Origin of the sequence: Erythrobacter sp. (assembly GCF_011765465.1) — a bacterium.
GTDB lineage: Bacteria > Pseudomonadota > Alphaproteobacteria > Sphingomonadales > Sphingomonadaceae > Erythrobacter.
Map to the genome: position 1 here is coordinate 2,448,110 of NZ_CP050265.1, position 25,133 is coordinate 2,473,242.

The 25,133-nt window shown below is 67.1% G+C and carries 18 protein-coding genes; 10 read left to right on the forward strand and 8 right to left on the reverse strand.

The genetic code is table 11. The features are described 5' to 3' along the window. Nucleotides 1-71: 71 nt before the first annotated feature. From G9473_RS11770 to G9473_RS11785, 4 genes are read right to left on the reverse strand one after another with little or no spacing between them, the layout of a single operon-like run. Nucleotides 72-665 (reverse strand): hypothetical protein, encoded by a 594-nt coding sequence (locus G9473_RS11770; RefSeq protein WP_291133524.1) that lies wholly within the window; start codon nucleotides 663-665, stop codon nucleotides 72-74. A gap of 2 nt (nucleotides 666-667) precedes the next feature. Further along, entirely contained in the window at nucleotides 668-2,275 is a 1,608-nt protein-coding gene (locus tag G9473_RS11775; RefSeq protein ID WP_291133525.1) for a carboxyl transferase domain-containing protein, read from the reverse strand. Further along, nucleotides 2,272-2,556, reverse strand: a complete 285-nt coding sequence (locus tag G9473_RS11780; protein WP_291133526.1) for a hypothetical protein — start codon at nucleotides 2,554-2,556, stop codon at nucleotides 2,272-2,274. The genes G9473_RS11775 and G9473_RS11780 overlap by 4 nt, the downstream gene beginning before the upstream one ends. Then, complete coding sequence (locus G9473_RS11785; protein WP_291133527.1) at nucleotides 2,553-3,719, reverse strand: isovaleryl-CoA dehydrogenase; 1,167 nt, start codon at nucleotides 3,717-3,719, stop codon at nucleotides 2,553-2,555. Before G9473_RS11785 ends, G9473_RS11780 begins: the two co-directional genes overlap by 4 nt. Nucleotides 3,720-3,888: 169 nt before the next feature. On the opposite strand from G9473_RS11785, the gene G9473_RS11790 reads away from it, so the two are divergent. Genes G9473_RS11790 through G9473_RS11805 form a run of 4 tightly spaced genes read left to right on the forward strand, consistent with a single transcriptional unit; the run spans nucleotide 3,889 to nucleotide 8,313 of the window. Then, on the forward strand, nucleotides 3,889-5,430 hold the full coding sequence (locus G9473_RS11790; RefSeq protein WP_291133528.1) for an HWE histidine kinase domain-containing protein: 1,542 nt from the start codon (nucleotides 3,889-3,891) through the stop codon (nucleotides 5,428-5,430). A 45-nt stretch (nucleotides 5,431-5,475) separates the two neighbouring features. Next, nucleotides 5,476-5,973: a hypothetical protein gene (locus G9473_RS11795; RefSeq protein ID WP_291133529.1), complete on the forward strand. Its 498-nt coding sequence runs from the start codon at nucleotides 5,476-5,478 to the stop codon at nucleotides 5,971-5,973. Nucleotides 5,974-5,983: 10 nt separating this feature from the next. Beyond that, complete coding sequence (locus tag G9473_RS11800) at nucleotides 5,984-6,775, forward strand: ATP-binding cassette domain-containing protein (RefSeq protein ID WP_291133530.1); 792 nt, start codon at nucleotides 5,984-5,986, stop codon at nucleotides 6,773-6,775. Then, the gene (locus G9473_RS11805) at nucleotides 6,775-8,313 is read left to right on the forward strand and encodes an ABC transporter permease/substrate-binding protein (RefSeq protein WP_291133531.1); all 1,539 of its coding nucleotides are present in this window, start codon (nucleotides 6,775-6,777) and stop codon (nucleotides 8,311-8,313) included. The genes G9473_RS11800 and G9473_RS11805 overlap by 1 nt, the downstream gene beginning before the upstream one ends. Here G9473_RS11805 and G9473_RS11810 read toward each other — a convergent pair. From G9473_RS11810 to lgt, 3 genes are read right to left on the reverse strand one after another with little or no spacing between them, the layout of a single operon-like run. Then, nucleotides 8,310-8,720, reverse strand: a complete 411-nt coding sequence (locus G9473_RS11810) for a DUF2147 domain-containing protein (protein WP_291133532.1) — start codon at nucleotides 8,718-8,720, stop codon at nucleotides 8,310-8,312. The genes G9473_RS11805 and G9473_RS11810 overlap by 4 nt on opposite strands. Nucleotides 8,721-8,748: 28 nt before the next feature. Beyond that, complete coding sequence (locus G9473_RS16035; RefSeq protein WP_367159098.1) at nucleotides 8,749-10,704, reverse strand: class I SAM-dependent methyltransferase; 1,956 nt, start codon at nucleotides 10,702-10,704, stop codon at nucleotides 8,749-8,751. Further along, a complete protein-coding gene (gene lgt, locus G9473_RS11820; protein ID WP_291138425.1) occupies nucleotides 10,599-11,516 on the reverse strand; it encodes a prolipoprotein diacylglyceryl transferase in 918 nt (305 codons plus the stop codon). Before lgt ends, G9473_RS16035 begins: the two co-directional genes overlap by 106 nt. Nucleotides 11,517-11,715: 199 nt before the next feature. On the opposite strand from lgt, the gene G9473_RS11825 reads away from it, so the two are divergent. From G9473_RS11825 to G9473_RS11835, 3 genes are all read left to right on the forward strand, one after another. Next, nucleotides 11,716-13,437 (forward strand): class I adenylate-forming enzyme family protein, encoded by a 1,722-nt coding sequence (locus G9473_RS11825; RefSeq protein WP_291133533.1) that lies wholly within the window; start codon nucleotides 11,716-11,718, stop codon nucleotides 13,435-13,437. A gap of 51 nt (nucleotides 13,438-13,488) precedes the next feature. After that, nucleotides 13,489-16,248, forward strand: coding sequence for a [protein-PII] uridylyltransferase (locus G9473_RS11830; RefSeq protein ID WP_291133534.1), 2,760 nt, complete (start codon nucleotides 13,489-13,491; stop codon nucleotides 16,246-16,248). A 114-nt stretch (nucleotides 16,249-16,362) separates the two neighbouring features. Next, on the forward strand, nucleotides 16,363-18,720 hold the full coding sequence (locus tag G9473_RS11835; protein WP_291133535.1) for a TonB-dependent receptor: 2,358 nt from the start codon (nucleotides 16,363-16,365) through the stop codon (nucleotides 18,718-18,720). Between the two features lie 164 nt (nucleotides 18,721-18,884). Here the strand turns inward: G9473_RS11835 and G9473_RS11840 are convergent, their stop codons facing one another. Further along, nucleotides 18,885-19,553: a YggS family pyridoxal phosphate-dependent enzyme gene (locus tag G9473_RS11840; RefSeq protein WP_291133536.1), complete on the reverse strand. Its 669-nt coding sequence runs from the start codon at nucleotides 19,551-19,553 to the stop codon at nucleotides 18,885-18,887. A 22-nt stretch (nucleotides 19,554-19,575) separates the two neighbouring features. On the opposite strand from G9473_RS11840, the gene G9473_RS11845 reads away from it, so the two are divergent. The 3 genes from G9473_RS11845 (at nucleotide 19,576) to G9473_RS11855 (ending at nucleotide 25,109) form a co-directional block, all read left to right on the forward strand. Continuing rightward, nucleotides 19,576-20,112, forward strand: a complete 537-nt coding sequence (locus G9473_RS11845; protein WP_367159099.1) for a thiamine phosphate synthase — start codon at nucleotides 19,576-19,578, stop codon at nucleotides 20,110-20,112. A 92-nt stretch (nucleotides 20,113-20,204) separates the two neighbouring features. Beyond that, nucleotides 20,205-22,601, forward strand: coding sequence for a DNA translocase FtsK 4TM domain-containing protein (locus tag G9473_RS11850; RefSeq protein WP_291138428.1), 2,397 nt, complete (start codon nucleotides 20,205-20,207; stop codon nucleotides 22,599-22,601). Nucleotides 22,602-22,748: 147 nt separating this feature from the next. Next, nucleotides 22,749-25,109: a TonB-dependent receptor gene (locus G9473_RS11855; protein WP_291133538.1), complete on the forward strand. Its 2,361-nt coding sequence runs from the start codon at nucleotides 22,749-22,751 to the stop codon at nucleotides 25,107-25,109. Nucleotides 25,110-25,133 lie beyond the last annotated feature (24 nt).

The window sequence follows — 25,133 nt, forward strand, 5'->3', positions numbered from 1 at the left end:
GATCCCTCCCAGACACGCTCTTTTGGCCCAAGCCGGGGAAGTTACGCAAGGGAAACCGTGGCAACGTCCCGCTAGAAGCGGGAGGAGCCAATGAATCTGTCCGCGCCATAACCCGCAAGCACGATGACAATGACGCAGCAGGCTATCATCAAGAAATATCCGAGGAACCTCACCATCACATAGCGGTGCATCGCTGGCGACACATCCCTTTTTAGAATTAATCGATCGAAAATATCGACCGCCCCGTAAGACACACGACTTCTTAGAAATCCCGGCCAGAAAAGAGACACGATAAGCCAATTAAACTTATCGAACGCCCTCCACATACCATTATCAAACATACCGTCATTTTTAAACTTCTCAGGCATAATTGGGTAATGCCTACGCAAACTGAAAAATGCCCCGCAGCCCATTGAATATAAAACTAAAACGCCCTTCGGTATGTAGATATATTCCAGCATTATGAATTCGGAAATTATCTCTAGAAAATTATCAATCAGGAGGTCATGGAAAATATAACGGTATCTCTCGGTTATTATTTGCACCAGCGTCGAGCGCGGAAGCTTCGTCCACTCAAGAACGACACTCAAAAAGCCAGAAGTCGCAATCAGAAAGGCCAGAATGGCCACAGTCCCGGATAGTATTTCCCGAAACAGCTTGATCACCGTCACATCCGGAAGACGCCGAAGGCCGGGCGTTCGGGGATAGGCGCTTCAAGACACGCGGAAAAGGCGAGGCCGAGCACGTCGCGGGTCTGCACCGGGTCGACCACCCCGTCGTCCCACAACCGCGCCGTGGCGTAGTAGGGATTGCCCTCGTCCTCGTATTTCTGCCGGATCGGAGCCTTGAAGCTTTCCGCCTCCTCCTCGCTCCACGTGGCCGCGTCGCGGTGGACCGTGGCGAGCACGCTGGCGGCCTGCTCCCCGCCCATCACGGAAATGCGCGCATTGGGCCAGGTGAACAGGAACCGGGGGGAATAGGCCCGCCCGCACATCCCGTAATTGCCCGCGCCGAAGCTGCCGCCGATGACGACCGTGACCTTCGGCACGGTCGCGGTGGCGACGGCGGTGACGAGCTTCGCGCCGTGTTTGGCGATGCCTTCTGCCTCGTATTTCCCGCCGACCATGAAGCCGGAGATGTTCTGCAGGAACAGCAGCGGAATGCGACGCTGGCAGGCAAGCTCGATGAAATGCGCGCCCTTCTGCGCGCTTTCGGAAAACAGCACGCCGTTATTGGCGAGGATCGCCACCGGCATCCCCCAGATGTGGGCGAAACCGCACACGAGGGTCGAGCCATAGTGCTGCTTGAACTCGTGGAATTCGCTGCCGTCGACGAGCCGTGCGATCACCTCGTGCACGTCGTAGGGCGCGCGCACGTCTTCGGGGATGAGGGCGTAGAGGTCTTCCGCGTCGAATTTCGGCGGGCGCGGGTCCTTGAGCGCCACGTCCACTGCCGCGCCGGTGTTCGCGCCCAATTGGCTGACGATGTCGCGCACGATGGTGAGCGCGTGCTCGTCGTTCTCGGCGAGGTGGTCGACCACGCCCGATTTCTTCGCATGGAGGTCGCCGCCGCCCAGATCCTCGGCGCTGATCTCCTCGCCGGTCGCGGCCTTCACCAGTGGCGGTCCTGCAAGGAAGATCGTGCCCTGGCCCCGCACGATCACAGTTTCGTCGGACATGGCCGGGACATAGGCGCCGCCTGCCGTGCACGAACCCATCACGCAGGCGATCTGCGGAATACCGAGCGCACTCATGTTCGCCTGGTTGAAGAAGATGCGCCCGAAATGGTCGCGGTCGGGGAAGACCTCGGCCTGGTGGGGCAGGTTCGCCCCGCCCGAGTCCACCAGATAGATGCACGGCAGGCGGTTTTCCTGCGCGATCTCCTGCGCGCGCAGGTGCTTCTTGACCGTCATCGGGTAATAGGTCCCGCCCTTCACGGTCGCATCATTGCACACGATCATGCATTGCCGCCCCGCCACGCGCCCGATCCCGCAGATGATCGAGGCGGCGTTGACGTCGCCTTCGTACATCCCGTTGGCGGCGAGCTGGCCGATCTCGAGGAAGGGCGAGCCGGGATCGAGCAGGCGCTCGACGCGCTCGCGCGGGAGCAGCTTGCCCCGTCCGACATGGCGCTCGCGCGAGCGCTCCGGCCCACCGAGCGCGGCTTCGGCTACCTTCGCGCGCAGTTCGGCGGCGAGGCCCTTGTTATGGGCGAACCGCGCCTTGGCATCGGGCGCTTCGCGGTCGAGTTTCGAGCTCAGGACGGGTGCGGTCATGCGGTCGTTTCTTCCGGTTCCTTGTCGTCCTCGCGCGCGGCGAAGAGATAGCGATAGACTCCGACGCAGTTGATCACGAGCAGGCCGATGTTCTGCCAGCCGATCCCCTGCCCTTCGTCGTTCATGAACCCCCATGCGATCAGCGCGATCGAGGAGGTGACGAAGATCACGAAGCCCCAGCCCGTGGGCCGCGTGCCGAGATTGAGCGAGACGATGAACGCAGCGAGCAGCCCCGCACCCGCGCCGTAATATTGCAGGACGGCGAGGAAGGTTTCGCTCACCCCGCTGCCCCGATCAGCTCGCGCCCGATCAGCATCCGGCGGATCTCGTTGGTCCCCGCGCCGATGTCGAGCAGCTTGGCGTCCCTCATGTAGCGTTCGACCGGCCAGTCGGTGGTGTAGCCCGCGCCGCCCAGCGCCTGCACGCTTTCGGCCGCCACGCGAAAGGCGTTCTCGCTCGCCAGCAGGATAGCCCCCGCAGCATCGAAACGGGTGGTGCGGTCATTGTCGCACGCCTTCGCCACTGCATAGGTGTAGGCGCGCGCCGATTGCAGCGCGACATACATATCGGCGACCTTGGCCTGCATGATCTGGAAGGACCCGATGGGTTTGCCGAACTGCTTCCTCTCGCGCAGGTAGGGAATTACGCAATCGAGACACGCCTGCATGATACCGAGCTGGAGGCCCGCGAGCACGACGCGCTCGTAGTCCAGCCCGCTCATCAGCACACCGACGCCGCCGTTGACCGGGCCCATCACGCGGCTCTCGGGCACGTGGCAGTCCTCGAACACGAGTTCGGCGGTGGGCGAGCCCTTCATGCCGACCTTTTCGATTGTCTGGCCGATGGAAAAGCCTTCGTCGTCCTTCTCGATCAGGAAGGCGGTGATGCCGCGCGATCCGGCCTCGCTGTCGGTCTTGGCATAGACCACCAGCGTGTCGGCTTCAGGGGCATTGGTAATCCAGAACTTGGTGCCGTTGAGGACGTAGCCGCCCTGCACCGCCTCGGCCTTCAGCTTCATCGAGACGACGTCGCTGCCCGCGCCCGTCTCGCTCATGGCTAGGCTGCCGACGTGTTCGCCCGAAATCAGCTTCGGCAGGTATTTCGCCTTCTGCTCGTCAGTGCCCCAGCGGCGGATCTGGTTGAGGCACAGGTTGGAATGCGCGCCGTAGGACAGGCCCACGCTGGCGCTCGCCCGGCTGACCTCTTCGACCGCGATGACGTGTTCGAGATAGCCTAGGCCCAATCCGCCCCATTCCTCCTCGACCGTGATGCCGTGCAGGCCGAGCTCGCCCATCGGCCGCCACAGCTCGCGCGGGAAACGGTCCTCGCGGTCGGTGCGCTCCGCCAGCGGGGCGATCTGCTCGTCGGCAAAGCGCGCGGTCGTGTCGCGGATCATCTCGGCATTGTCGCCGAGCTGGAAATCGAAATCGGGGGTGGCTCGCATGGCTGTCCTAACGTCTCTCTCGAAGCGGCGCGGCGCTTCGCTCTCGCCAGCGCGCATAGCAACGCTCCGGGCAAAGGCAAACCGCGCGGCTGCAGGGCGGCGCCGGCAGGGGGCTTTCGGGCGCAGCGGGGTTGTTTTGACCGGCGAAAGGCTTGCTGTATGGACAACGATGCGGCGCCCCGCCGCGAAGGATACGCAGCTGACCCAACCCGAGCCTTCCCCCTGGCCGAACGGCACCCCGCCCGCCCGCGCGCTTTGCGCCGAGGAGGAGCGGCTCCACGTTCTCGCCAGTTTCGAGATCGACACGCTCGACGGCGACCCGGAACTTGCGCGCCTCGCCCGCTTCGCGGCGCACCTGTGCGAAACGCCGCAGGCCGCGGTCAGCATCGTCGAGGCCGAACGCCAGTATTTCGTCGCCCGAACCGGATGGGACACGGACAACACCGCGCGCGCGACGAGCATCTGCGCGACCACCATGACCGGCGGCGACATCCTCGAAGTGCACGATGCGAGCGCGGACCAACGCTTCGCCGGTTTCGAGGCGGTGGCGGGGCAGCGGCATTTGAGATTCTACGCAGGCGCGCCGCTGGTTTCGGCCGAGGGAGCGCCGCTGGGCGCGCTGTGCGTCACCGACAGCACCCCGCGCCCCGGCGGGCTCAGCGACATCCAGCGCGAAGGACTGCTGGTGCTCGCCGAGGCGGTCAAGCGCCGGATCGAGACCCATCGCCAGGCACGCCGCAACGTCGCCGAAATGAAGGCGAGCGCGGACCGGCTGCAATTCGTGCTCGATTCGGTCCCCGACATCGCCTGGTCGGCCTCGCCCGGCGGGCAGTTCGACTATTTCAACGCCCGCTTCTCCGAGGTCACGGGCCAGAGCGCCCCGCGCGACGTCGAGGACTGGCGCACGGTGATCCACCCCGACGACTACGACGCGAGCCTCGCCAAGCTGACCGAGGCGATGGAGAACGCCACCCTGTTCGAGGACGAATGGCGGCTGCGGATCGCCGACGGGAGCTATCGCTGGGTGCTGAGCCGCGCGGTCCCTTCCTCGTCCGACCCGCAGACGGCGCGCTGGTTCGGGACGATCACCGACATCGACGACACGCACCGCATCTCCGAAGAGCGCGAACTGCTCGCCGGCGAACTCGCGCACCGGATCAAGAACATCTTCTCGGTCATCACCGGGCTCATCTCGCTCCACGCGCGAGGCGCTGCGACCCACCGCGAATTCGCCCAGGTCCTGACCGAACACGTGCGCGCCCTGAGCCGCGCGCACGATTACGCGCTGCAACTGGGCGAGCACAGGGCGAGCAACCTCGCCGACCTGCTGCGCGTCTTGCTCGCACCCTACGGCGTGCCGGGCGCGGACGCGGTCATCATCAGCGGCGAGACGATCGAGCCGGGCCGCCGCGCCGCCACCCCGCTCGCACTCGCGTTCCACGAACTGGCGACCAATTCGGCAAAATACGGCGCGCTCGCGAGCGAAGGCGGGCGGGTCGCGGTCCACCTTGCCAAGCAGGACGGGAAAGCCGTGATCGAATGGACCGAAAGTGGCGGTCCCGAAACCGACCCACCGGAAGGCGAGGGCTTCGGCTCGCGCCTGATGAAGATGGCGATTGAGCGCCAGCTCGGCGGGAGCATGGCGCAGGAATGGCGGCGCGAGGGGCTCCACGCGCGAATCGCGATCCCGCTCGACCAGATCGCGCGCTAGCACGCACCCTTGGCGCGGGCGCGCTTCGGCTCTAGGCTCGCCGGCGTGACAGGACCGCGCCATCTCTTTCTCATCGCCCCGCTCCTCCTCGCCGCGTGTGAGGGCGCCGAGGTGCTTTCACCCGCCGACACCGCGACAGGCGGCGGCGGGGATGGGGCGGAGGCCGCGGCCGAACCGCAGGCCGAAGAACAGTCGAGCGAACAGGTCGCCATGGCCGGAACCGGCTGGCTCGCGGTCGGCGCCGACGGGTCGGTTTACACCACCCATTTCGATGCGGACGGGACATATCGCGACTACCGCAACGGCGAATTCGTGCAGCAGGGCGAATGGCAGCGGCGCGAGGACGGACGTTTGTGCTTCACCCCGGCGGACGAAGCGCGGCTGGGCGCGTGCTGGGAGACGAAGGGGCTGAAGGACGACGGGACGATGCGCGCGCGCGATGCCGACGGGCGCGCGATCGAACTCAGGCGCGTGACCTACCTCCCGCCCGCCGCCGAGCAATCCGCAGACGCAGAGGGCGAAGAAGAAGGGGCCGCCGACTAGGCGTTCGGGCATGGAAAAGACGGCATCCCCGCGCAGCGACGCGCTGCTGGCCTTCGAGCGCGTCGAACGTCGCTATGGCGACAACGACGAAGTCATCGCCGTCGGCGGTGTGAGCCTGACGGTTGGCGCGGGCAGCTTCGTCGCGCTGGTCGGCGCGTCGGGCTCGGGCAAGTCGACCCTGCTCAAGATGGTCAACACCCTTGTCGAGCCCACTGCCGGGCGCGTCCTGTTCGCGGGCGAGGACGTGGCTGACGCAAAACCCGCCGCGCTGCGCCGCCGGATCGGCTATGTCTTCCAGGGCATCGGCCTGTTCCCGCACATGAGCGTTGGCGAGAACATCGCGATCGGCCCGCGGCTGGCGGGCGAGACCCTGCCCGAAGCTCGCATCGCCGAACTGCTCGGCCTCGTCGAACTCGACGCGGAAATGGCGGACCGGATGCCGGACGAGCTTTCGGGCGGCCAGCGCCAGCGCGTCGGCGTGGCCCGCGCGCTCGCGGGCGATCCCGAACTGCTGCTGATGGACGAACCCTTCGGTGCGCTCGATCCCATCACACGCGACGCGCTGGGCGAGACGGTGCGCGCGCTGCACGACCGGCTCGGCCTGACCACGGTGATGGTGACGCACGACATGGCCGAAGCCCTGCTGCTGTCCGACCGCGTGCTGGTGATGGATGCGGGGAAAATCGTCGCGGACGAAACCCCGCAGGCGCTGCTTGCGGGCGCAGGCGGCGAGGTCGCCCAGGGCCTTGTCGCGGTCCCGCGTGAGCAGGCGGAAAAGCTCGCCCGGATGGAAGCGCGCTGATGGAAGGCTTTGGGGGCATCCTTCTGGGGCTGGGCGACAAGCTCGCCGCGCACGTCGTGCTTGCCGCGTCGGCCATCGCGCTGGGCATCGCGGTCGCTCTGCCGCTCGCGGTCTGGGCGAGCCGTTCGCGCCCGGTCGCGAGGATCGCATTGGGCTTCGCAAGCCTCGTCCAGACCATCCCCGCGCTCGCCCTGCTGGCCCTCTTCTTCCCGATCCTGCTCTCCTTACGCGCCGTGTTCGGGGAGGACCTGCCGACATTGGGCTTCCTCCCCGCCCTGCTCGCGCTGGCGCTCTATGCGCTGCTGCCGATCCTCAGGAACGCCGTGACCGCGCAGGCCAATCTCGATCCCGGCGTGCTCGAAGCCGCCGACGGCGTCGGCATGACGCCGTGGCAGAGGCTCACGCTGGTCGAAGCGCCGCTGTCCGCGCCCTTCATCATGGCCGGCATCCGCACGGCGAGCGTGTGGACCATCGGCGCGGCGACGCTTTCCACGACCATCGGCCAGCCGAGCCTCGGCGATCCGATCTTCGCCGGGCTGCAGACCCAGAACTGGGCGCTGGTGCTCGCCGGATGCGTGGCAAGCGCGGGGCTGGCGCTGGTCGCGGACAGCCTGCTCGGCCTGATCGAGACGGGCCTTGCCAGGCGCCGCCGCTGGATGTGGGCGAGCGGCCTCGCCGCGGTCGCGCTCGGCGTGTTCGGCGCGCTCGCATACCAGAACGCTGGCGACGACGAGGACACGGTGGTGATCGCGGCCAAGCAGTTCTCCGAGCAATACATCCTCTCCAAGCTCGTCGGGATGCAGCTCGAAAAGGCCGGATACAGCGTCGAATACCGCGACGGGCTGGGGTCCGCCGTGGTCCACAGCGCGGTCGCGAGCTCCGACATCGACATCTCGATCGACTACACCGGCACGATCTGGACCAACGAGATGAAGCGCGAGGACAGCGCGCCGCGCGATGCCATGTACGAACAGATCAGGGCTTGGGACATGGAAACGAACGGCGTGCTGGTGCTGGGAAGGCTCGGCTTCGAGAACGCCTATGCCTTCGCCATGCGACGCGACCGGGCAAGCGAACTCGGCGTCGAAACCCTCGCCGACCTCGCCCCGGTCGCCCCGCGGCTGACCGTGGGCGGCGACCCCGAATTCTTCGAGCGGCCCGAATGGATCGCCGTGCGCGACGCCTACGGAATGCGCTTTGCCGAGACGCGCAATTTCTCCCCCACCTTCATGTACAACGCGCTCGTCTCGGGCGAGGCCGACGCGATCAGCGCCTACACCTCGGACGGGCGGATCGCGGCCTATGACCTCGTCGTGCTGGAGGATCCGAAGGAGGCGCTGCCGTCCTATGACGCGATGCTGATGCTCTCGCCGCGCGTCGCGGGCGATGAGCGTTTGAAAGCCGCGCTAAAGCCGCTGATCGGCGCGATCGACGTCGAGGCGATGCGGCGCGCGAATTACATGGTCGATCGCAAGGACGAGGCAAAGGTCGATCCCGCCGAGGCGGCGCGCTGGCTGGCGGAGGAAATCGGGCTCTAGTCCGCTCTTTTCCAGATCTGCGTCTGGCAGAAGAAGGCGATGCAGCCCTTGACCTCGAGCCTGCCCGGACCCTTGCGCCGGACAACCGAGCGATAGCTCTTCCCGCTCTTGGGATCGTAGATCCGCCCGCGACACAGGTCGTCCTCCTCGGCGAAGGAATAAAGCACCGGCAGGCCGAGCAGCTTGCGGCGCCGCAGGGCGGGATCGGGATTGTTGATGTCGCGCTGGTCGACGCCGTCCGGCGGGGGGACGAGGAAGCGCGCGATCCGGCCGCAGACCGATTTCCCGCACTCGCCCACGGCAATGATCGCATCGCCTTCCTCCGTCACCCAGCGTCCCGCGATGGGGTCGGCAGCGCTGGCGGGGGCGGCGAAGAGTAGGGCGACGAGGGCGAGGCGCGCGATCATGTGGACCTTATAGCACGCCGCGCGCCCGTCAGTCGAAGCCCGCCCCATAGGGCCAGCGCCGTCCGCAGATGCCCATTACCTTGAACAACAGCCCCATCTGGTCGTCGGCGGTCAGGCGGTGGTGCTGGCGGGCGAGCTTGTCCTTTTCGGCCGGGTTCTTACGCTGCAAGGCTTCGAGCCGCGTGTCGATGCCGAGCCGGCGGAGCCATTCGCCCTGCGTCTGCAGCCCCATCACCTCCGCCCCGTTCTTGGCCGCGACCAGTTGCATCAGTTCGAAATCGACATGGGCGGTCAGGTCCGCCTCGCCCGGCGCGCTCAGCACATCGACCTTCTTGTGCGCGCGGATCGCCTGCAGGGTCGAGCCCGCGCGCAGTTCCTCCGGCCCGTAGTCGATCACCAGCGCCGCGCCGCCCTGGTCCTTCAGCCGGGTCGCGATCTCGCCCATCAGGGTGACGGCGGCGGGGCTGGTCTCGATCATCGTGCCCTGCGGCGCGGTCTTCCAGCTTGGCGGGACCACGGCATCCATCGGCTTGTCCCCGGCAACGAAGACGAGATCGTCGCCCTCGAGCCCGACCATGCGTTCGTGCCAGCCCTGCGCCGAGCGCACCAGCTGGTGAATCGGCAGCGCGTCGAAGAATTCATTGGCGACGATGAGCAGCGGGCAGTCTTCCGGCAGGGTCGAGAGATCGTCGTGGTGGGTGCAATCCGGAAAGGCGTCGCGCTGAATCTTGCGCAGGGCGTGGCTGCCTTCGACGAAATGGACCTTGGGTTCGAGCCCGTAGCGCCCGGCCGCGCGCAGCGCGTCGCTCGCGAGCGTGCCGCGGCCGGGGCCGAGCTCGACATAGTGCGGCTGGCGCCGCGTCCCCATCTTGACCCAGACATCGGCGAGCCACAGGCCGACCAATTCACCGAACATCTGGCTGATCTCGGGCGCGGTGATGAAATCCGCGTCCTCGCCGAGCGGGTCGCGGCTGGCGTAGTAGCGCGCATTGCTCTCGCCCATGTACTGCGCGAGGCTGATCGGGCCGGTCTCGCGGATGAGGCGGCGGAAGGTTGTGCCGAGGTTCTTGGCGGCCTTGCGGTCGGCCTCGACGCGGGCCTTTTCCTCGGCTTCGGCCTTGGCCTTTGCTTCGGCTTCGCGGCGGGCTTTCTCCTCGGCCTCCTTGCGAGCCTTCTCCTCGGCCTCGCGGCGAGCCTTCTCCTCCGCCTCCCTGCGCGCCTTCTCCTCGGCTGCGCGGCGGGCCTTTTCTTCCGCCTCCTTGCGAGCCCTCTCCTCGGCTGCGCGGCGGGCCTTCTCCTCGGCCTCCTTGCGAGCCCTCTCCTCGGCTGCGCGGCGGGCCTTCTCCTCGGCCTCCTTGCGAGCCCTCTCCTCGGCTGCGCGGCGGGCTTTCTCCTCTGCCTCCTTGCGCGCCTTCTCCTCGGCTGCGCGGCGGGCTTTCTCTTCCGCCTCCTTGCGCTTCTTCTCTTCGGCCTCCTTGCGCGCCCGCTCCTCGGCCTCGGCCCTGGCTTTCGCCTCCGCCTCGGCGCGGGCCTTTTCCTCGGCCTCGCGGCGCGCGCGCTCTTCCGCTTCGGCCTTCGCCTTTGCAGCCGCTGCGGCCCTTGCTTTTTCTTCGGCCTCCTTGCGAGCGCGAGCTTCGGCCTCGGCTAGCGCCTGCGCTTCCTCGCGCGCCCTGCGTTCGGCTTCTCGTTCGGCCTCGGCCTTTGCGCGCGCCTCCGCCTCGCGGCGCGCTTTCTCTGCGACGGCGGCCTTCGCCTTTGCTTCCGCTTCGCGCGCGTCTTCGCCCGCAAGCGTCTCGCTCCCGTCGGGATCGATCAGCAGCAGGCCGCGCGGGCGCCATTCCCGCTCGCCGATCAGGCGGCTTGCCGATCCTGCGCCGTTCAGGCGGCTTGCCGATCCTTCGCCTTGCCGGTCCCCTCCGGCTTCCGCGTCACGGCGTAGAGCGTGACAATCAATCCAGTCAGTATCAGAGGTATCGTCAGCCATTGCCCCATCGAAAGTCCGGTTCGAGCCGCGAACTCGGCCAGTTGTGGGTCGGGTTCGCGGAAAAATTCGTTAACGAAGCGGGCAATGCCTATGCCCAGCGTGAAAATGCCCACCAGCAGCCCGCGGCGATAGCGCGCCCGCGTCTTCCAGAACAGCGCCAGCAGCACGACCAGCAGCAAGAGCCCTTCGAGCCCCGCCTGGTAGAGCTGGCTGGGATGGCGCGGCACCTCACCCGCGCCGGGAAAGATCATCGCCCAGGGCACGTCGCTGGTCCGGCCCCAGAGCTCGCCATTGATGAAATTCGCCAGCCTTCCCAGCATCATGCCCATCGGCACGTTGACCGCGATATAGTCGCACACGCGCAGGAAATCGAGCTTGCCGCGCCACGAGATCCAGCCGATCGCCGCCAGCACGCCGACAAGCCCGCCGTGAAAGCTCATCCCCCCGTCCCACAGCCGCAGCAGCTTCCAGCTGACGAAGCCGTCGCCCGAGAAATCGGTGAAGGCCGAAGGGATGCCCGTGTCGCCGCCGGTGTAGAACAGCGCATAGCCCAGCCGCCCGCCGATGATGACGCCCAGCGTGCAGTAGAAGAACAGGTCGTCCGCATGGCGCTGCGCCATCGGCGCGCCGGGCTGCCTGATCATCTTCGACAGGTGCCAGTAGGCGAAGATCACGCCGATCAGGTAGGCGAGCGAATAGAACCGCAGCACGAAGCCGCCGGGCAACGGGATGCCGGGGACGAGGCCGAGATCGGACCAGTAGATCGGGTCGGCGACCGCGTCCGCTCCGCTCGCGGCAAGTATCGACAGCACCAAGGGAACCTCTTAAGACAGATGATATGCCGTAACGGCGCCTCGCGCCCGCTGCGGCTCTTTGGCACAGCGCACCGCCCCATGGAAGGCCCGTCCGGGCCGCGCGTGGGCGAAGCTGCGCGGTGCCGATGGGATCAGCCGCTTGCCGCCCCGCCCGGCAGGAGGCTAGTAACGGGATCGAGAGGAGAGGTTTTCGCCCATGCCCACACAGCTGGACAATGCGCTCGAGGCAATCATCACCGAGCTGACCAAGGACGGCCAGCCCTTCGCCACCGTGCCGTTCGAGCGCGACGGCATCACCATGCCCGCCTTCGCCGGCGCCCCGCCGAGCCTGGCGCATTATTTCGCCCATTTCTGCAATGAACACAAGGACGTGCCCTTCCTCGTCGACGGCGACGTGCGGCTGACCTTCGGGCAGTCGTGGGCCGCGGCTACCTGCGTTGCGGAAAGCCTCGTGCGCGATCACGGGGTGAAGAAAGGCGACCGGATCGGCATCGCCGCGCGCAATTCGGCCAACTGGATCATCGCCTACATGGGCATCATCATGTCGGGCGGCTGCGCGACGCTCCTGAACGGCTTCTGGTCGGGCGAGGAACTGGCATACGGCATCCGCCTTGCCGAGTGTTCCATCGTCCTCGCCGACGAAGGCCGCGCCAAGCGGCTCGAGGGGACCGACCACCCCGCGAAAATCGTCCTGTTCGACCACGGCAGCGCGCCGTCCGAGGGCCTTGCCAATGTCTGGAAGGCGCCTGCCGATGGCGAAACCCCGGTCGCGATGGCAATGCTAGGCCAGCTCGGCCCGGACGATCTCGCCACCATCCTCTACACCTCGGGCTCCACGGGCCAGTCCAAGGGCGCATGGTCCGACCATCGCGGCGTCGTCCACGGCACGATGAGCTATGTCAGCCAGTCGGCCATGGCCAAGGTCCTGCTCGAAAGCCGCGGCGAGGACGTCAGCGACCAGCCCTGCGCGCTCGTCGCCGTGCCGCTGTTCCACGTCACCGGCGAAGTGCCGCTTTTTCTCCAGTCCTATGCGATCGCGCGCAAGCTCGTCCTCATGCCGAAATGGGACGCGGGCGAGGCGATCCGGCTCATGGCCGAGGAGAAGGTGACCTATTTCGTCGGCGTCCCGCTGATGAGCTACGAGATCGCCAACCACCCCGACCGCGAGAAATACGACCTGTCGGCGTGCAAGAGCTTCGCCGCCGGCGGCGCGCCGCGTCCGGTCGAACACGTGACGCGCATCAAGGAGGCTTTCCCCGAGGGCTTCCCGTTGCTGGGCTACGGCCTCACCGAAACGAACGGCGTCGGATGCGGCAATTTCAACGAGAACTACCTCGCCAAGCCGGGCTCCACGGGCAAGGCGAGCGTGCCGATGGTGGACCTGCGCATCCTCGACGATGCGGGCGAGGAACTGCCCCAGGGCGAGATCGGCGAAGTGTGCATCCGCTCGACCGCGAATTTCCGCGGCTACTGGAAGAACGAGGAGGCGACCAAGGCCGCGTTCACCGACACCGGCTTCTTCCGCACCGGCGATCTCGGCTATCTCGACGAGGACGGCTATCTCTTCATCGTCGATCGCAAGAAGGACATCATCATCCGCGGCGGCGAGAACATCGCCTGTATCGAGGTCGAGGACGCGATCTACGCCCACGACGATGTAGCCGAATGCTCGGTCTTCGGCCTGCCCGACGACCGCTTCGGCGAAGTCCCGGCGGCGGTGTTCAACGTCAAGGAGGGCCGCGCCCCCGTAAGCCCCGCCGATCTGCGCGAATTCCTGCTGTCCCGGATCGCGCCGTTCAAGGTTCCGCTTGAAGAGCACATCTGGGTGACGGACGAGAGCCTCCCGCGGCTCGGCACGCAGAAGATCGACAAGCGCACCGTCAAGGCGAAGTTTGCAGCCGAGCGGGTCGCCGCCTAGATCGAGGGCGATGCCCCGAGCCGATCTTCCAGCCCGCACGCCGGGGACGCCGTGACACTGCCGCGCGTCCCCGGCCAGCGCGCCATCATCGACCGCCGCGCCCTTGCCGAGCGCATCGCGGCGCTGGTCGAGGAGCGCGGCGACACCGCGCGTGCAGGCGTGGTCGAAGCGCTGCGCGACGCGCTCGAGCAGGGCCGGGCGGAACTTGCCCGCAGGCTCTCGGAGAAACCTTCTGCCGGGCACGAGATCACCGCGGGCCACGCCTTCCTGACCGACCAGCTGCTGCGCGTGATCCACGATCACGTGACCGCCCATGTCTATCCGGCGGCCAACCGCACCTCGGGCGAACGGCTCGCGATCCTTGCCGTCGGCGGATACGGGCGCGCGGAAATGGCGCCCCATTCCGACGTCGACATCGCCTTCATCACGCCGACGCGCCGCGCTCCGTGGTGCGAACAGGTGATCGAGGCGATGCTCTACCTTTTGTGGGATCTCGGCCTCAAGGTCGGCCATTCGAGCCGCACCGTCGCCGACACCATGCGCCACGCGAAGGAAGATCTCACGATCCGCACGGCCCTTCTCGAAGGGCGGCTGGTGTGGGGCGATCACGCGCTTTACGAGGAACTGCGCCAGCGCTTCTGGGCCGAGGTCGCGCGCGGGAGCGAGCGCGATTTCCTCACCCGCAAGCTGGCCGAGCGCAGCCAGCGGCACAAGCGGATGGGCGATTCGCGCTATGTCGTCGAGCCCAACGTCAAGGACGGCAAGGGGGGCCTGCGCGATCTCCAGACGCTCTACTGGATCGGCAAGTACATGCACCGGGTCGAAACCGCCTCACAGCTGGTCGATGTCGGGCTGTTCACGAAAAGCGAATACCGCAGCTTTCGCCGCGCAGAGGGCTTCCTGCTCGCGGTTCGCTGCCATATGCACGTCATAACCGGGCGGGCCGAGGACCGCCTGACCTTCGACCTCCAGCGCGAAGTCGCCGCCGCGATGAATTTCGCCGAGCGGCCCGGCAAAAGCGCGGTCGAGCGGTTCATGCAGTACTATTTCATGCAGGCGAAGCGCGTGGGCACGCTGACCGGCATCTTCCTCGCCCATATCGACGACGAATTCGCCCGCAAGACCGCCCGCAGCGGCTTCTTCGCCGGCTGGACCCAGCGCCCGCGCAAGCTGAAGGGCTACGTGGTCGAAGCAGGCCGCATCCGCGCGCCGGGCGAGGACTGGTTCGCCGACGACCCGGTGCGCCTCATCGAAATCTTCCGGCTTGCCGAGGCCGAGGGGCTCGAAATCCACCCCCAGACCCTGCGTCAGATCGACCGCGACGCGAAGCATATCGACGCCGCCGTGCGCGACGATCCGCGCGCGAACGCCCTGTTCCTCGACCTGCTGGCAGGCCGCAACGACCCCGAAACGGCGCTGCGCTGGATGAACGAGGCGGGCGTGTTCGGCCGCTTCGTGCCCGATTTCGGGCGAGTGAACGCACAGATGCAGTTCGATATGTACCACCACTACACCGTCGACGAGCACACCATCCGCGCGATCGGCCTGCTCTCCCAGATCGAGCGCGGGCTGCTGGAAAACGACCATCCGCGCGCCACACGCGAGATCGGCAAAGTGTCCTCGCGCCGGGCGCTCTATGTCGCGGTGCTGCTGCACGACATCGCCAAGGGGCGCGGCGGCGACCATTCGGTGCTCGGGGCCGACATCGCGCGCACGCTGGGACCGCGTTTCGGGCTGGGCGAGAAGGAAACCGAGCTGGTCGCGTGGCTGGTGCTCGAACACCTGCTAATGAGCCGCACGGCGCAGAAACGCGACCTGACCGATCCCAAGACGATCGAGGATTTCGTGGCCGAGGTGCGCACGCTCGACCGGCTGCGCAATCTCGCGATCCTCACCGCGGTCGATATCCGCGCGGTCGGGCCGGGCGTATGGAACAGCTGGAAGGGGCAGCTGCTCGGCGAACTCTACGACGCCGCCGCCGAACGCCTGCGCCTCGGCCACAAGGAAAAGGGCCGCGCGCAGCGGGTCGCGGCGAAGAAGGACGCGGTGCGCGCGCTGCTCGGCGCGCAGGCGGGGCTGGTCGAGGAGATCGGCGCGAAGCTCGGCGATGCCTACTGGGTGGCCGAGCCGGAGGACATCATCGCGCGCAACCTCGTGCAATATGCCGAGGCGCGCCGGATCGAGGACCGCCTGTCGATCCACTGCGAGGTCGACGAGGAGCGCGGCGCGACTCTCGTCAGCGTGATCGCGCCCGACCATCCGGGCCTGTTCTACCGCATGGCGGGCGGCATCCACCTCGCCGGCGCGAACATCATCGACGCGCGCATTCACACCGCGGCATCGGGCTATGCGATCGACAATTTTCTCGTCCAGGACCAGCAGGCCGGCCCGCTGTGCGAGGACGCGCAGATCGACCGGCTGAAAAAGGGCATCCGCGAAGCGCTCGCCGGGACCGGCAACCTCGTGCCGAAACTCGCCGCGCGCCCGCTCGCCCATTCGCGCGCCAAGGCGTTCCACGTCGCCCCGCGGGTCGATTTCGACAATTCGGCGAGCAATCGCTTCACCGTGATCGAAGTCACCGCGCGCGATCGCCCGGCGCTGCTCAACCGGCTCGCCCATGCGCTCTACGAGGCCAACCTGATCGTGCATTCCGCGCACATCACCGCCTATGGCGAAAGCGCGGCGGACACCTTTTACGTGACGGACCTCACCGGCGGGAAAGTGTCCGCGCCCGAACGCCTCGCCGAGATCGAGGCACGCCTGCTCGAAGCGGCGAGCGACCGGCGGCAGGAAGAGCTCGAGAAGTCCTGAGCCGCTGTAACGGGCACGGCATCACGCGGTGCAAAAATCGCAAGTTTCACTTTGGTTGCATTTTGAAAGCTCCCCGCTAAGGGCGTTCGGCCTATCAAAAGGGAGAGCCGTTCCATGAATATCCGTACCGCATCGCGGCGTTCGCTCGCGCTGCTGCTTTGCACCTGCGCCCTCACCCCCTTCGCCGCACAGGCGCAGAGCGTCGACACCGACGAACAGGGCGTCGAGGAAACGCAGCAGGACGAAGAGCCCGCGCAGCGCCGCCAGGGCACGCTCGAATCGCTCAACACCATTGTCGTCACCGGGACCAAGACGCAGCGCGCCGAAGACGTGCAGGACGTGCCGCTCGCCGTCACCGCTTTCGGCGAGGACACGCTCGAAGCCTACAAGATCCGCGACATCCAGGGCCTGCAGTACCAGGCTCCGAACGTCAGCCTCGACCAGATCGGGACCAGCCGCGGCACTGCGAACTTCTCGATCCGCGGGCTCGGCATCAACTCCTCGATTCCCTCGATCGACCCGACCGTCGGCGTGTTCGTCGACGGCGTCTATCTCGGCATCAACGGCGGGGTCGTGTTCGACCTTTTCGACCTTGAAAGCGTCGAAATCCTGCGCGGTCCGCAGGGCGTGCTGTTCGGCCGCAATGTGACCGGCGGCGCGGTGGTCATCAACACCGGCAACCCGACCGAGGATTTCCGCGGCAAGTTCCGCGCGGCGGTCGACGGCCCGCTGGTCGACGGCGGCCGGGGCGGTGCGAACTACACCGCGAGCGGCGTCATCTCCGGCCCGCTGATCGAAGACAAGCTGCTGTTCAAGGTCGGCGCCTACTACAACAACGACGAAGGCTACTTCACCAACCTGTTCGACGGATCGAACCACGGCCAGGCGGAAACCTACATCCTGCGCGGCGCGCTCGAAGCGCGGCTCGGCGACCTGACGCTGACCGCCAAGGCCGACTATTTCGATTCCGAAGGCGACGGTCCTTCCGGCCAGAACCGCGGCTTCTTCGACCGCGAAAGCTTCGATTTCTCGATCGACGAGCCGGGTTTCTACGACACCGAGATCTGGACCGGCTCGCTGACCGCGGAATGGGACATCGGCCCCGGCACGCTGACCAACATCTTCGGCTATCGCGACTACACCGCGCGCACCCGCGGCGACATCGATTCTACGCCGGTGTTCCTGTTCCACTCGAACACGCTGACCGAGCAGGAGCAGTATTCGAACGAGCTGCGCTATGCCGTCTCGACCGACCGGGTCGACCTCACCGTGGGCGGGTTCTGGTTCGACCAGACGCTCGCCTATGACGAGGGCCGCGAGCTGCGCCGCGACCTGCCGCCGGCGTTCCAGCCGCCGGTCTTCTTCGGCGGCGGCCGCCAGGACCACGAGGTCATCGGGGTCTTCGCCAATGCGAACTGGGAATTCGTCGACAACGTCTCGCTGCTCGCCGGCATCCGCTGGAACCAGGAGACGAAGGACGCCGCGGTGACTTACATCATCCCGCGCGCGCCGTGCTCGGTGGTCGCGCAGACCTGCCCGACCGGCACGCAGCCGTTCGACCCGGCGACCGAAACCGACGGCTTCACCGACTCCGTGCGGTTCCGCAACCTGTCGCCGCGGCTCGGCCTGCAGTATGAATTCGCCAACAGCCAGGTCTATGCCTCGTGGAGCCGCGGCTTCCGTTCGGGCGGCTACAACTTCCGCATCACGTCCATCCCGGGCTTCAACTCGGCCTTCGCGCTGACCAACAGCCTGAACTTCGACGAGGAACAGGTCGACACCTTCGAGATTGGCGGCAAGTTCCAGACCTATGACGGTGTCTTCACCCTCAACGTCGCGGGCTATGTCACCAAGGTGAAGGATATGCAGCGCGAAGTGAACGTCGCCGATGCGGGCGCGGGCGTGGTGCAGAACATCCTCAACACCGCCGATGCGACCATCAGCGGCTTCGAGGCGGAAACCACGATCCGGCTGACCGACACCTTCGTGTTCAACGCCAATGTCGGCATCATCGACGACCAGTACGACGAAATCCTGTTCGACATCTCGGGCGACGGCGTGATCGACCAGGCCGATTTCGACCTGCGCATCCCGCGCATTCCGGCGGTCACCTGGGGCGTCGGGCTGATCCACGAGCTCTATGTCGGCGATACCAGCGAGATCGTGACGCGGGTGAACTACCAGTACCGCGACGAATTCGCCTTCACCGACGACAACCTCGGCTGGATCCAGGACCTTTCGAACCTCGAGGCGAACATCACCTGGGTGACCCCGATCGAAGGCTTCTCGCTGTCGGTCTACGGGCGCAACCTGCTCGACCAGGTGCAGGCCGGGGGCGACACCCAGCTGCCGTTCGGCGGGCCGCTCAGCACGGGCCAGCGCATTCCCTTCGCGAACAACCCGACCGGCGGGACGCTCTCGCCGCTGCAGCGCGGGCGCAACATCGGCATCGAGGCGATGTTTGAGTTCTGAGGGGTCTTTTGTGGGATGATCGCCCATCCGGGCGATCATCCTCGCTAGACGCGCAGCAGAGCTGCGCCCGCTGCGGGCGGCCAGTCGGCCTTGCGGTCGCTGCGCGACCGGGACTATCGAACGAAGGGGCGCTCCGGTACGGGGCGCCCCTTTTTCGTTGGGGATCAGGGCTTGTCGCGGGCGCCGAACAGGGCGGTTCCGACGCGCACGTGGGTCGCGCCAAGCTGCACCGCGGTTTCATAGTCGCCGCTCATGCCCATCGAGAGGCCGTCCAGCCCGTTGTCCCGCGCAAGCTTCGCAAGCAGGGCGAAGAAGGGCGCGGGCTCGATGTCGGCGGGCGGAATGCACATCAGCCCGGCGAGCGGAATCTCGGCGGCGCGGACCTGTTCGAGGAAGGCGGGCAATTCGCCGATCGGGCAGCCGCCCTTCTGCTCCTCGTCGCCGATATTGACCTGCACGAAGCACGGCACGCGCTTGCCCGCCTTGTCCATCGCCTTCGCCAGCGCCTTCAGCAGGCTCGGCCGATCGAGCGAGTGGATGCAGTCGAACAGGGCGACCGCGTCCTCGGCCTTGTTCGACTGAAGCTGCCCGATGAGGTGAAGTTCCACCTCGGGCCATTCCTCGCGCAGCGCAGGCCATTTCGCCTGCGCTTCCTGCACGCGGTTCTCACCGAAGACGCGCTGGCCCGCTTCGAGCAGCGGCACGATCTTCTCGGCCGGGTGGGTCTTGGAGACGGCGATCAGCGTCACCTCCGCAGGCTCGCGCCGGGCAGGCTTGCAAATGCGCGCGATATTGGCTTCGACTTGCGTGAGACGGGTTGCTGCGTTTTCCATGGCGTCGCGCTATAGCGCGGGCGTGAGCGATGCAACGTCCCTTCCCGCGCTGTGGCTGCTGTCGGACGAGCGCAATGATGCAGGGCTGGAAGGCGCGCTGGGCCGCCTGCCGCGCGGGAGCGGCTTCGTCTATCGCCACTACCATCTCGATGGGCCGGAGCGGCTCGCGCGGTTTCGGACCTTTGCCCGGATCGCGCGCGCGCGGGAACACATCGTCATCCTCGCCGACAGCGCGCTCACCGCGACCGAGTGGGGGGCGGACGGCATCTACGGGGCGCCGCGCGCGCTGTGGCCTCGCCGGGCGGGCCTGCTCCACCTCGCCACCGCGCACGACCTCGGCGAGATCGGCCTCGCGAACCGGCTCGGCGCGGACGCGGTGCTGCTTTCGCCCGCCTTCCCGACCCGCTCGCACCCCGGCGCGCCTTGCCTCGGCCCGGCACGCTTCCGCCTGCTCGCGGCCCGGTCGAAAGCGCCCGTGATCGCACTCGGCGGGATGGACGCAAAGGGCGCGCAAAGGCTCGCATGGGGCCGCTGGGCGGCGATCGACGGGCTTTCGTGAACCCCTCGCCCCGCCGCAGGGCGCTTGACCCGGACTCGCCGAGGATTCATGGTCCGTTCCCGTAAGGAGGCGATCCCTTGGCAAGCCGCGCTATGACGACCCGCAAATCCGACGCCGAATGGCGCGAAGGCCTGCGCCGCAGCCTGCGCCGCGCCGCGCAGATGACGGGCGCGGGGCTCCTGTTCGCGGGGCTGGTGTTTCTCACGCTGGCGCTGGTGAGCTACACCCAGACCGACCCGAGCGTCTCGACCGCCGCCGCGCCCGGCAGCGTGTCGAACTGGATGGGCGCGAGCGGCGCGCTGGTCGCCGACGCGGTCCTGCTCGCCTTCGGGCTGACCGCCTACCTGCTGCTGCCGCTGCTCTACGTTTCGGCGCGCCGCTTGTGGCGCGATGTCGAGGTCACGGACGAGAGCGAGGAGCGCACCCGCTGGTGGCGTCCGGCTGCGCTGCTGCTGCTTGCCATGGTGCTGCTCGGCACGGTGCTCTCGCTCGCCTTCGACCGGCCGACGGACAGCCTCCCGGCGCAGCTCGGCGGCATTGCCGGGCTGCTCGGCGCGGGGGCGGTGGAAGCTCTGGCGGTTCGCGTTGCGGGCGATGCGGCAGGCTGGGTCACGCTTGGGCTTGCGATCGCCTGCCTCGCCGTGGCGACGGCGCTGCTGACCCGGATCTTCGCGATCGACTGGCGGATGCTGCTCTCGCTGCCGAATTTCCTCGGCGGCGCCTCGCTCGGCCCGGCGATCGGCGCGCGCCTTCCCGCCTTCCTGCAGCGCGGCGAAAGCGACGACTTCGAAGACGACGAGGACGCTGCCCCCGCCCCGCGGGCGAAGCGCAAGGCCGCGCCCGAGCCGCGTCCGAATGCGAAGGATATGCCCGAGGCCGAACCGCGCCGCGCGCCTCAGATCGTCGATCCGTCCGCCCCGCCCCAGCGCGCGCCTGCCGCCGCGACCCGCGCGAGCCAGCGCGATATGTTCGCCGATTTCGAACTGCCCGGGCTCGACCTGCTCGCCGACGCGCCCGAAAACGCCGCGCCCAAGCTCGACAAGCTGGCGCTGGAGAGAAACGCGCGCCTGCTCGAGAACGTGCTCGATGATTTCAACGTCAAGGGCGAGATTACCGCGGTGCGCACCGGGCCGGTCGTCACCATGTACGAACTCGAACCCGCCCCCGGCATCAAGGCCGCGCGCGTGGTCGGGCTCGCCGAGGACATCGCCCGCAACATGAGCGCGGTCTCCGCGCGCGTTTCGGCGATTCCGGGGCGCACCGTCATGGGCATCGAACTGCCCAATGCCGACCGCCAGATGGTCTCGCTCAAGGAACTCGCCGCCTGCGCCGCCTTCGTCGAGGCCAAGGGGAACCTTCCCATCATCCTCGGCAAGGACATCGCGGGCGAGCCGATCATCGCCGACCTCGCCGCCATGCCCCACCTGCTCGTCGCGGGGACGACCGGATCGGGCAAGTCGGTGGGGCTGAACTGCATCCTCTTGTCGCTGCTCTACACCTTCACGCCGTCCGAGTGCCGGCTGATCCTGATCGATCCCAAGGTGCTGGAACTCAAGAGCTACGACGACATCCCCCACCTGCTCTCCCCGGTCGTGACCGAGCCGCACAAGTCGGTCCGCGCGCTCAAATGGGCGGTCGAGGAGATGGAGCGACGTTACCGGATGATGAGCTCGATCAATTCGAGGAACATCAACTCCTTCAACGACAAGGTCCGCGCCGCCATCGCCAAGGGCAAGCCGCTGGGCCGCCGCGTGCAGGCGGGCTTCGACCCGGAAACGGGCGACGAGATCTACGAGGAGGAACAGCTCGACTACGAACCCCTGCCGCAGATCGTCCTGATCGTCGACGAGCTCGCCGACCTCATGGTGACCGTGGGCAAGGAGATCGAGGTCCTGATCCAGCGCCTCTCCCAGAAATCGCGCGCGGCGGGCATCCACCTGATCATGGCGACGCAGCGCCCCTCGGTCGACGTCATCACCGGCGTCATCAAGGCGAACCTCCCGACCCGCATCAGCTTCAAGGTGACGAGCCGGATCGACAGCCGCACCATCCTCGGCGAACAGGGGGCGGAACAGCTGCTCGGCAAGGGCGATATGCTCTACAAGCCGAACACCGGAGCGATGGTGCGCGTCCACGGCCCCTTCGTCAGTGACGAGGAGGTCGAGCGGGTCGCGGATTTCTGGCGTGCGCAGGGCGCTCCGCAATATGTCGATGCCGTCACCGAGGAACCCGAGGACGGCGGCGGCCTGATGTTCGAGGACGAACTCACTGCGTCCGACAACCCGGAAGAACGCAAGTACCGGCAAGCCTGCCAGATCGTGATCGAGAACCAGAAAGCGTCCGGCTCGTGGCTCCAGCGCCAGATGGGCGTCGGCTACAACACGGCCGCCAAATGGATCGAGCGGATGGAGAGCGAGGGCCTCGTCGGGCCGGCCAATCACGTCGGCCGGCGCGAGATCTTCCGCGACCAGGACGGCAATCCGATCTGACCCTTACCCGCCGCGCACAGATGCAAAGCGGCAACGTCCCGAAACTGTAATGCGCCTGCAACCGGAGTGACTCTTCGCGGTCGCAGCATCGTCACCAACCGGTGTCACGGGGGAGGTCCTCTCTCTCAACACCAGGGATAACGACAGATGCTTCGCTCCACTTTCCGACGTGCCGCGCGCACGCGCTCCGTGTCGCTTCTCGCCCTCGCCTCGACCCTTGCCGCGCTGCCGCAGGCGGCCTTCGCGCAGGACAACGAAGCGCCCGAAGGCGACGACCAGGGCAACCAGATCATCGTCACCGCGCAGAAGATCGAACAGCGCGCGCTCGACGTGCCGATCACCATCTCGGCCACCAGCGGTGAACGGATCGAGGAACTCGGCGTCACCGATCTCGACGAGCTGTCGAATTACATCCCCGGCCTCAACATCCAGGAGCAGAGCGCCAACAACCCTGGCATCGTGATCCGCGGGATCACCTCGGACAGCGGCTCCGCCCAGCAGGGCCCGCGCGTCACGCTCTATTACAACGGCGTCGACATCTCGCGTTCGCGCGGTTCCTACCAGGCCATCTACGACCTCGAGCGGGTCGAGGTGATCAAGGGTCCGCAGGCGACCCTGTTCGGCACGGCCAGCGCCGTGGGCGCGATCAGCCTCGTCTCGGCCAAGCCCCGCGCGGGCTTCTCGGGCGAGATCCGCGGCGGCTACGGCAATTTCAACCAGACGCTGCTTGGCGGCCACATCAATGCGGGCTCGGACGTGCTCGCGGGCCGCATCGCCTTCGAATGGCGCACGCGTGACGGCTACGTCACCAATCTCAGCGCGAACCAGGAAGAAGACCTCTACGCGCAGGACCAGCTCGGCGTGCGCGGCTCGCTGCGCTACACGCCGAATGCCGACGTGACGGTGGACCTCATCGCCACCTACGACCAGCAGCGTAACGGCGGCACGCCCTTCATCTCGGGCACCTTCCCCGCCTTCCTCGGCGCGCCGGGCGGCGCGGCCAATGCCTTCGAGGACGCCAATCTCGGCGGCAACCCGGCAGGCGCGGCGGCGCTGGGCGACGACCAGCTCGGCCTCAACCGCGAAGTCTACGACGTCAACCTCACCGCCGAATACGCCTTTTCGGACGACTGGACCTTCACCACGGTCAACGGCTACCGCGAATTCGACAGCCGCGAAGTGTTCGACGCCGACGGCTCGGCCGCGCCCTTCCTCGAATTCACCGAGAACGCCGAGGGCTGGCAGGTCAGCCACGAAGGCCGCTTCACCTATTCGGGCAGCGAGCTCAGGGCGAGCATGGGCTGGAACCTGTTCATCGAGGACGGCCTCCAGAACGTGCCTTTCGCGACCGAGGAAGGCACCTATCTCCAGTGCCTCACCACGCTGTTCGGTGCGCCGCTGATCCCCGGCATCCCCTGCGTCGCGCCCGACGGCACCGTGCCCGCTGCGGCGGTGACGGGCCTCGCCACCGGCGGCGCGTTCCAGGCGATCCCTTACAGCTCCGTGTTCGAGAACCAGGGCCGCAACGAAGCCTATTCGATCTTCGCCGACGCGACCTGGATCGCGACCGACAGGCTCGAACTGACCGCGGGCGTGCGCTTCCTGCAGGAATACCGCCGCTCGGGCTTCCGCGCGGACATCCCGAACTCGGTGCTCTCCGGCGCGCCGCTGATCCCCGGGCAGGTCGACACCAACGGCCAGACCATCACCGCCGAGGAGAAATTCCAGGCCGTCCTGCCGCGCTTCAACGCGCTCTACCGCATCAGCGACGACGTCAACGTCTTCGCCACCGTGTCGAAGGGCCGCCGCTCGCCGGTGGTGCAGGTCAACGCCGCGGGCGCGACGACCATCCCCGAGGAAGTCGTGTGGAACTACGAAGGCGGGGTGAAGCTCGCCGCCGGGCCGGTCTCGGGCTCGCTCGGGGTCTATTACCAGGTCTATGACGACTTCCAGGTCTCGATCGCGGAGCTCGACGCGCAGGGCAATCCGACCGGCGCCTTCGTCACCGCGAGCGCGGGGAGCGCGAAGAATCTCGGGGTCGAGGCGGAAGTCGCGATCGACGTCGCCGACTGGCTGCAGGTGTTCGGCAATGTCGGCTTCATCGACGGCGGCATCGACGAGGACGGGGCGTTCTCTCCGGCGTTCTCGGGCGCGCGCTTCCGCCTGCAGCCGGAATGGCAGGCTTCGGGCGGTCTGACGATCGATTACCCGATCAGCGACGGGGTGCGCTTCTTCGCGACGCCCAGCGTGACGCATCGCAGCCGGATCTTCTTCGAAGTGCCGAACAACCCGCTGATCTCGCAGGGGCCGGTGACGCTGGTCAACGCGCGCGCCGGGGTCAGCTTCGCCGACGAGCGGTTCGAGGTCGCGGGCTTCATCCGCAACGCCTTCGATGAAGACTACCTGCTCGACGCGGGCAACACCGGCGGGGCGTTCACCATCCCGACCTTCATCCCGGCCGAGCCGCGCTTCTACGGCATCCAGCTGACCGCACGCTTCGGCAACTGAACTGGCACGAGCGGATACGAAGGG

Excerpts from the sequence above, each read along its gene's own strand:
- G9473_RS11775 (WP_291133525.1), bottom strand. The coding sequence starts at position 2,275 with ATGACCGCACCCGTCCTGAGCTCGAAACTCGACCGCGAAGCGCCCGAT.
- G9473_RS11785 (WP_291133527.1), bottom strand. The coding sequence starts at position 3,719 with ATGCGAGCCACCCCCGATTTCGATTTCCAGCTCGGCGACAATGCCGAG.
- G9473_RS11790 (WP_291133528.1), top strand. The coding sequence starts at position 3,889 with ATGCGGCGCCCCGCCGCGAAGGATACGCAGCTGACCCAACCCGAGCCT.
- G9473_RS11800 (WP_291133530.1), top strand. The coding sequence starts at position 5,984 with ATGGAAAAGACGGCATCCCCGCGCAGCGACGCGCTGCTGGCCTTCGAG.
- G9473_RS11805 (WP_291133531.1), top strand. The coding sequence starts at position 6,775 with ATGGAAGGCTTTGGGGGCATCCTTCTGGGGCTGGGCGACAAGCTCGCC.
- G9473_RS11810 (WP_291133532.1), bottom strand. The coding sequence starts at position 8,720 with ATGATCGCGCGCCTCGCCCTCGTCGCCCTACTCTTCGCCGCCCCCGCC.
- G9473_RS16035 (WP_367159098.1), bottom strand. The coding sequence starts at position 10,704 with ATGGCTGACGATACCTCTGATACTGACTGGATTGATTGTCACGCTCTA.
- G9473_RS11825 (WP_291133533.1), top strand. The coding sequence starts at position 11,716 with ATGCCCACACAGCTGGACAATGCGCTCGAGGCAATCATCACCGAGCTG.
- G9473_RS11835 (WP_291133535.1), top strand. The coding sequence starts at position 16,363 with ATGAATATCCGTACCGCATCGCGGCGTTCGCTCGCGCTGCTGCTTTGC.
- G9473_RS11840 (WP_291133536.1), bottom strand. The coding sequence starts at position 19,553 with ATGGAAAACGCAGCAACCCGTCTCACGCAAGTCGAAGCCAATATCGCG.
- G9473_RS11850 (WP_291138428.1), top strand. The coding sequence starts at position 20,205 with ATGACGACCCGCAAATCCGACGCCGAATGGCGCGAAGGCCTGCGCCGC.
- G9473_RS11855 (WP_291133538.1), top strand. The coding sequence starts at position 22,749 with ATGCTTCGCTCCACTTTCCGACGTGCCGCGCGCACGCGCTCCGTGTCG.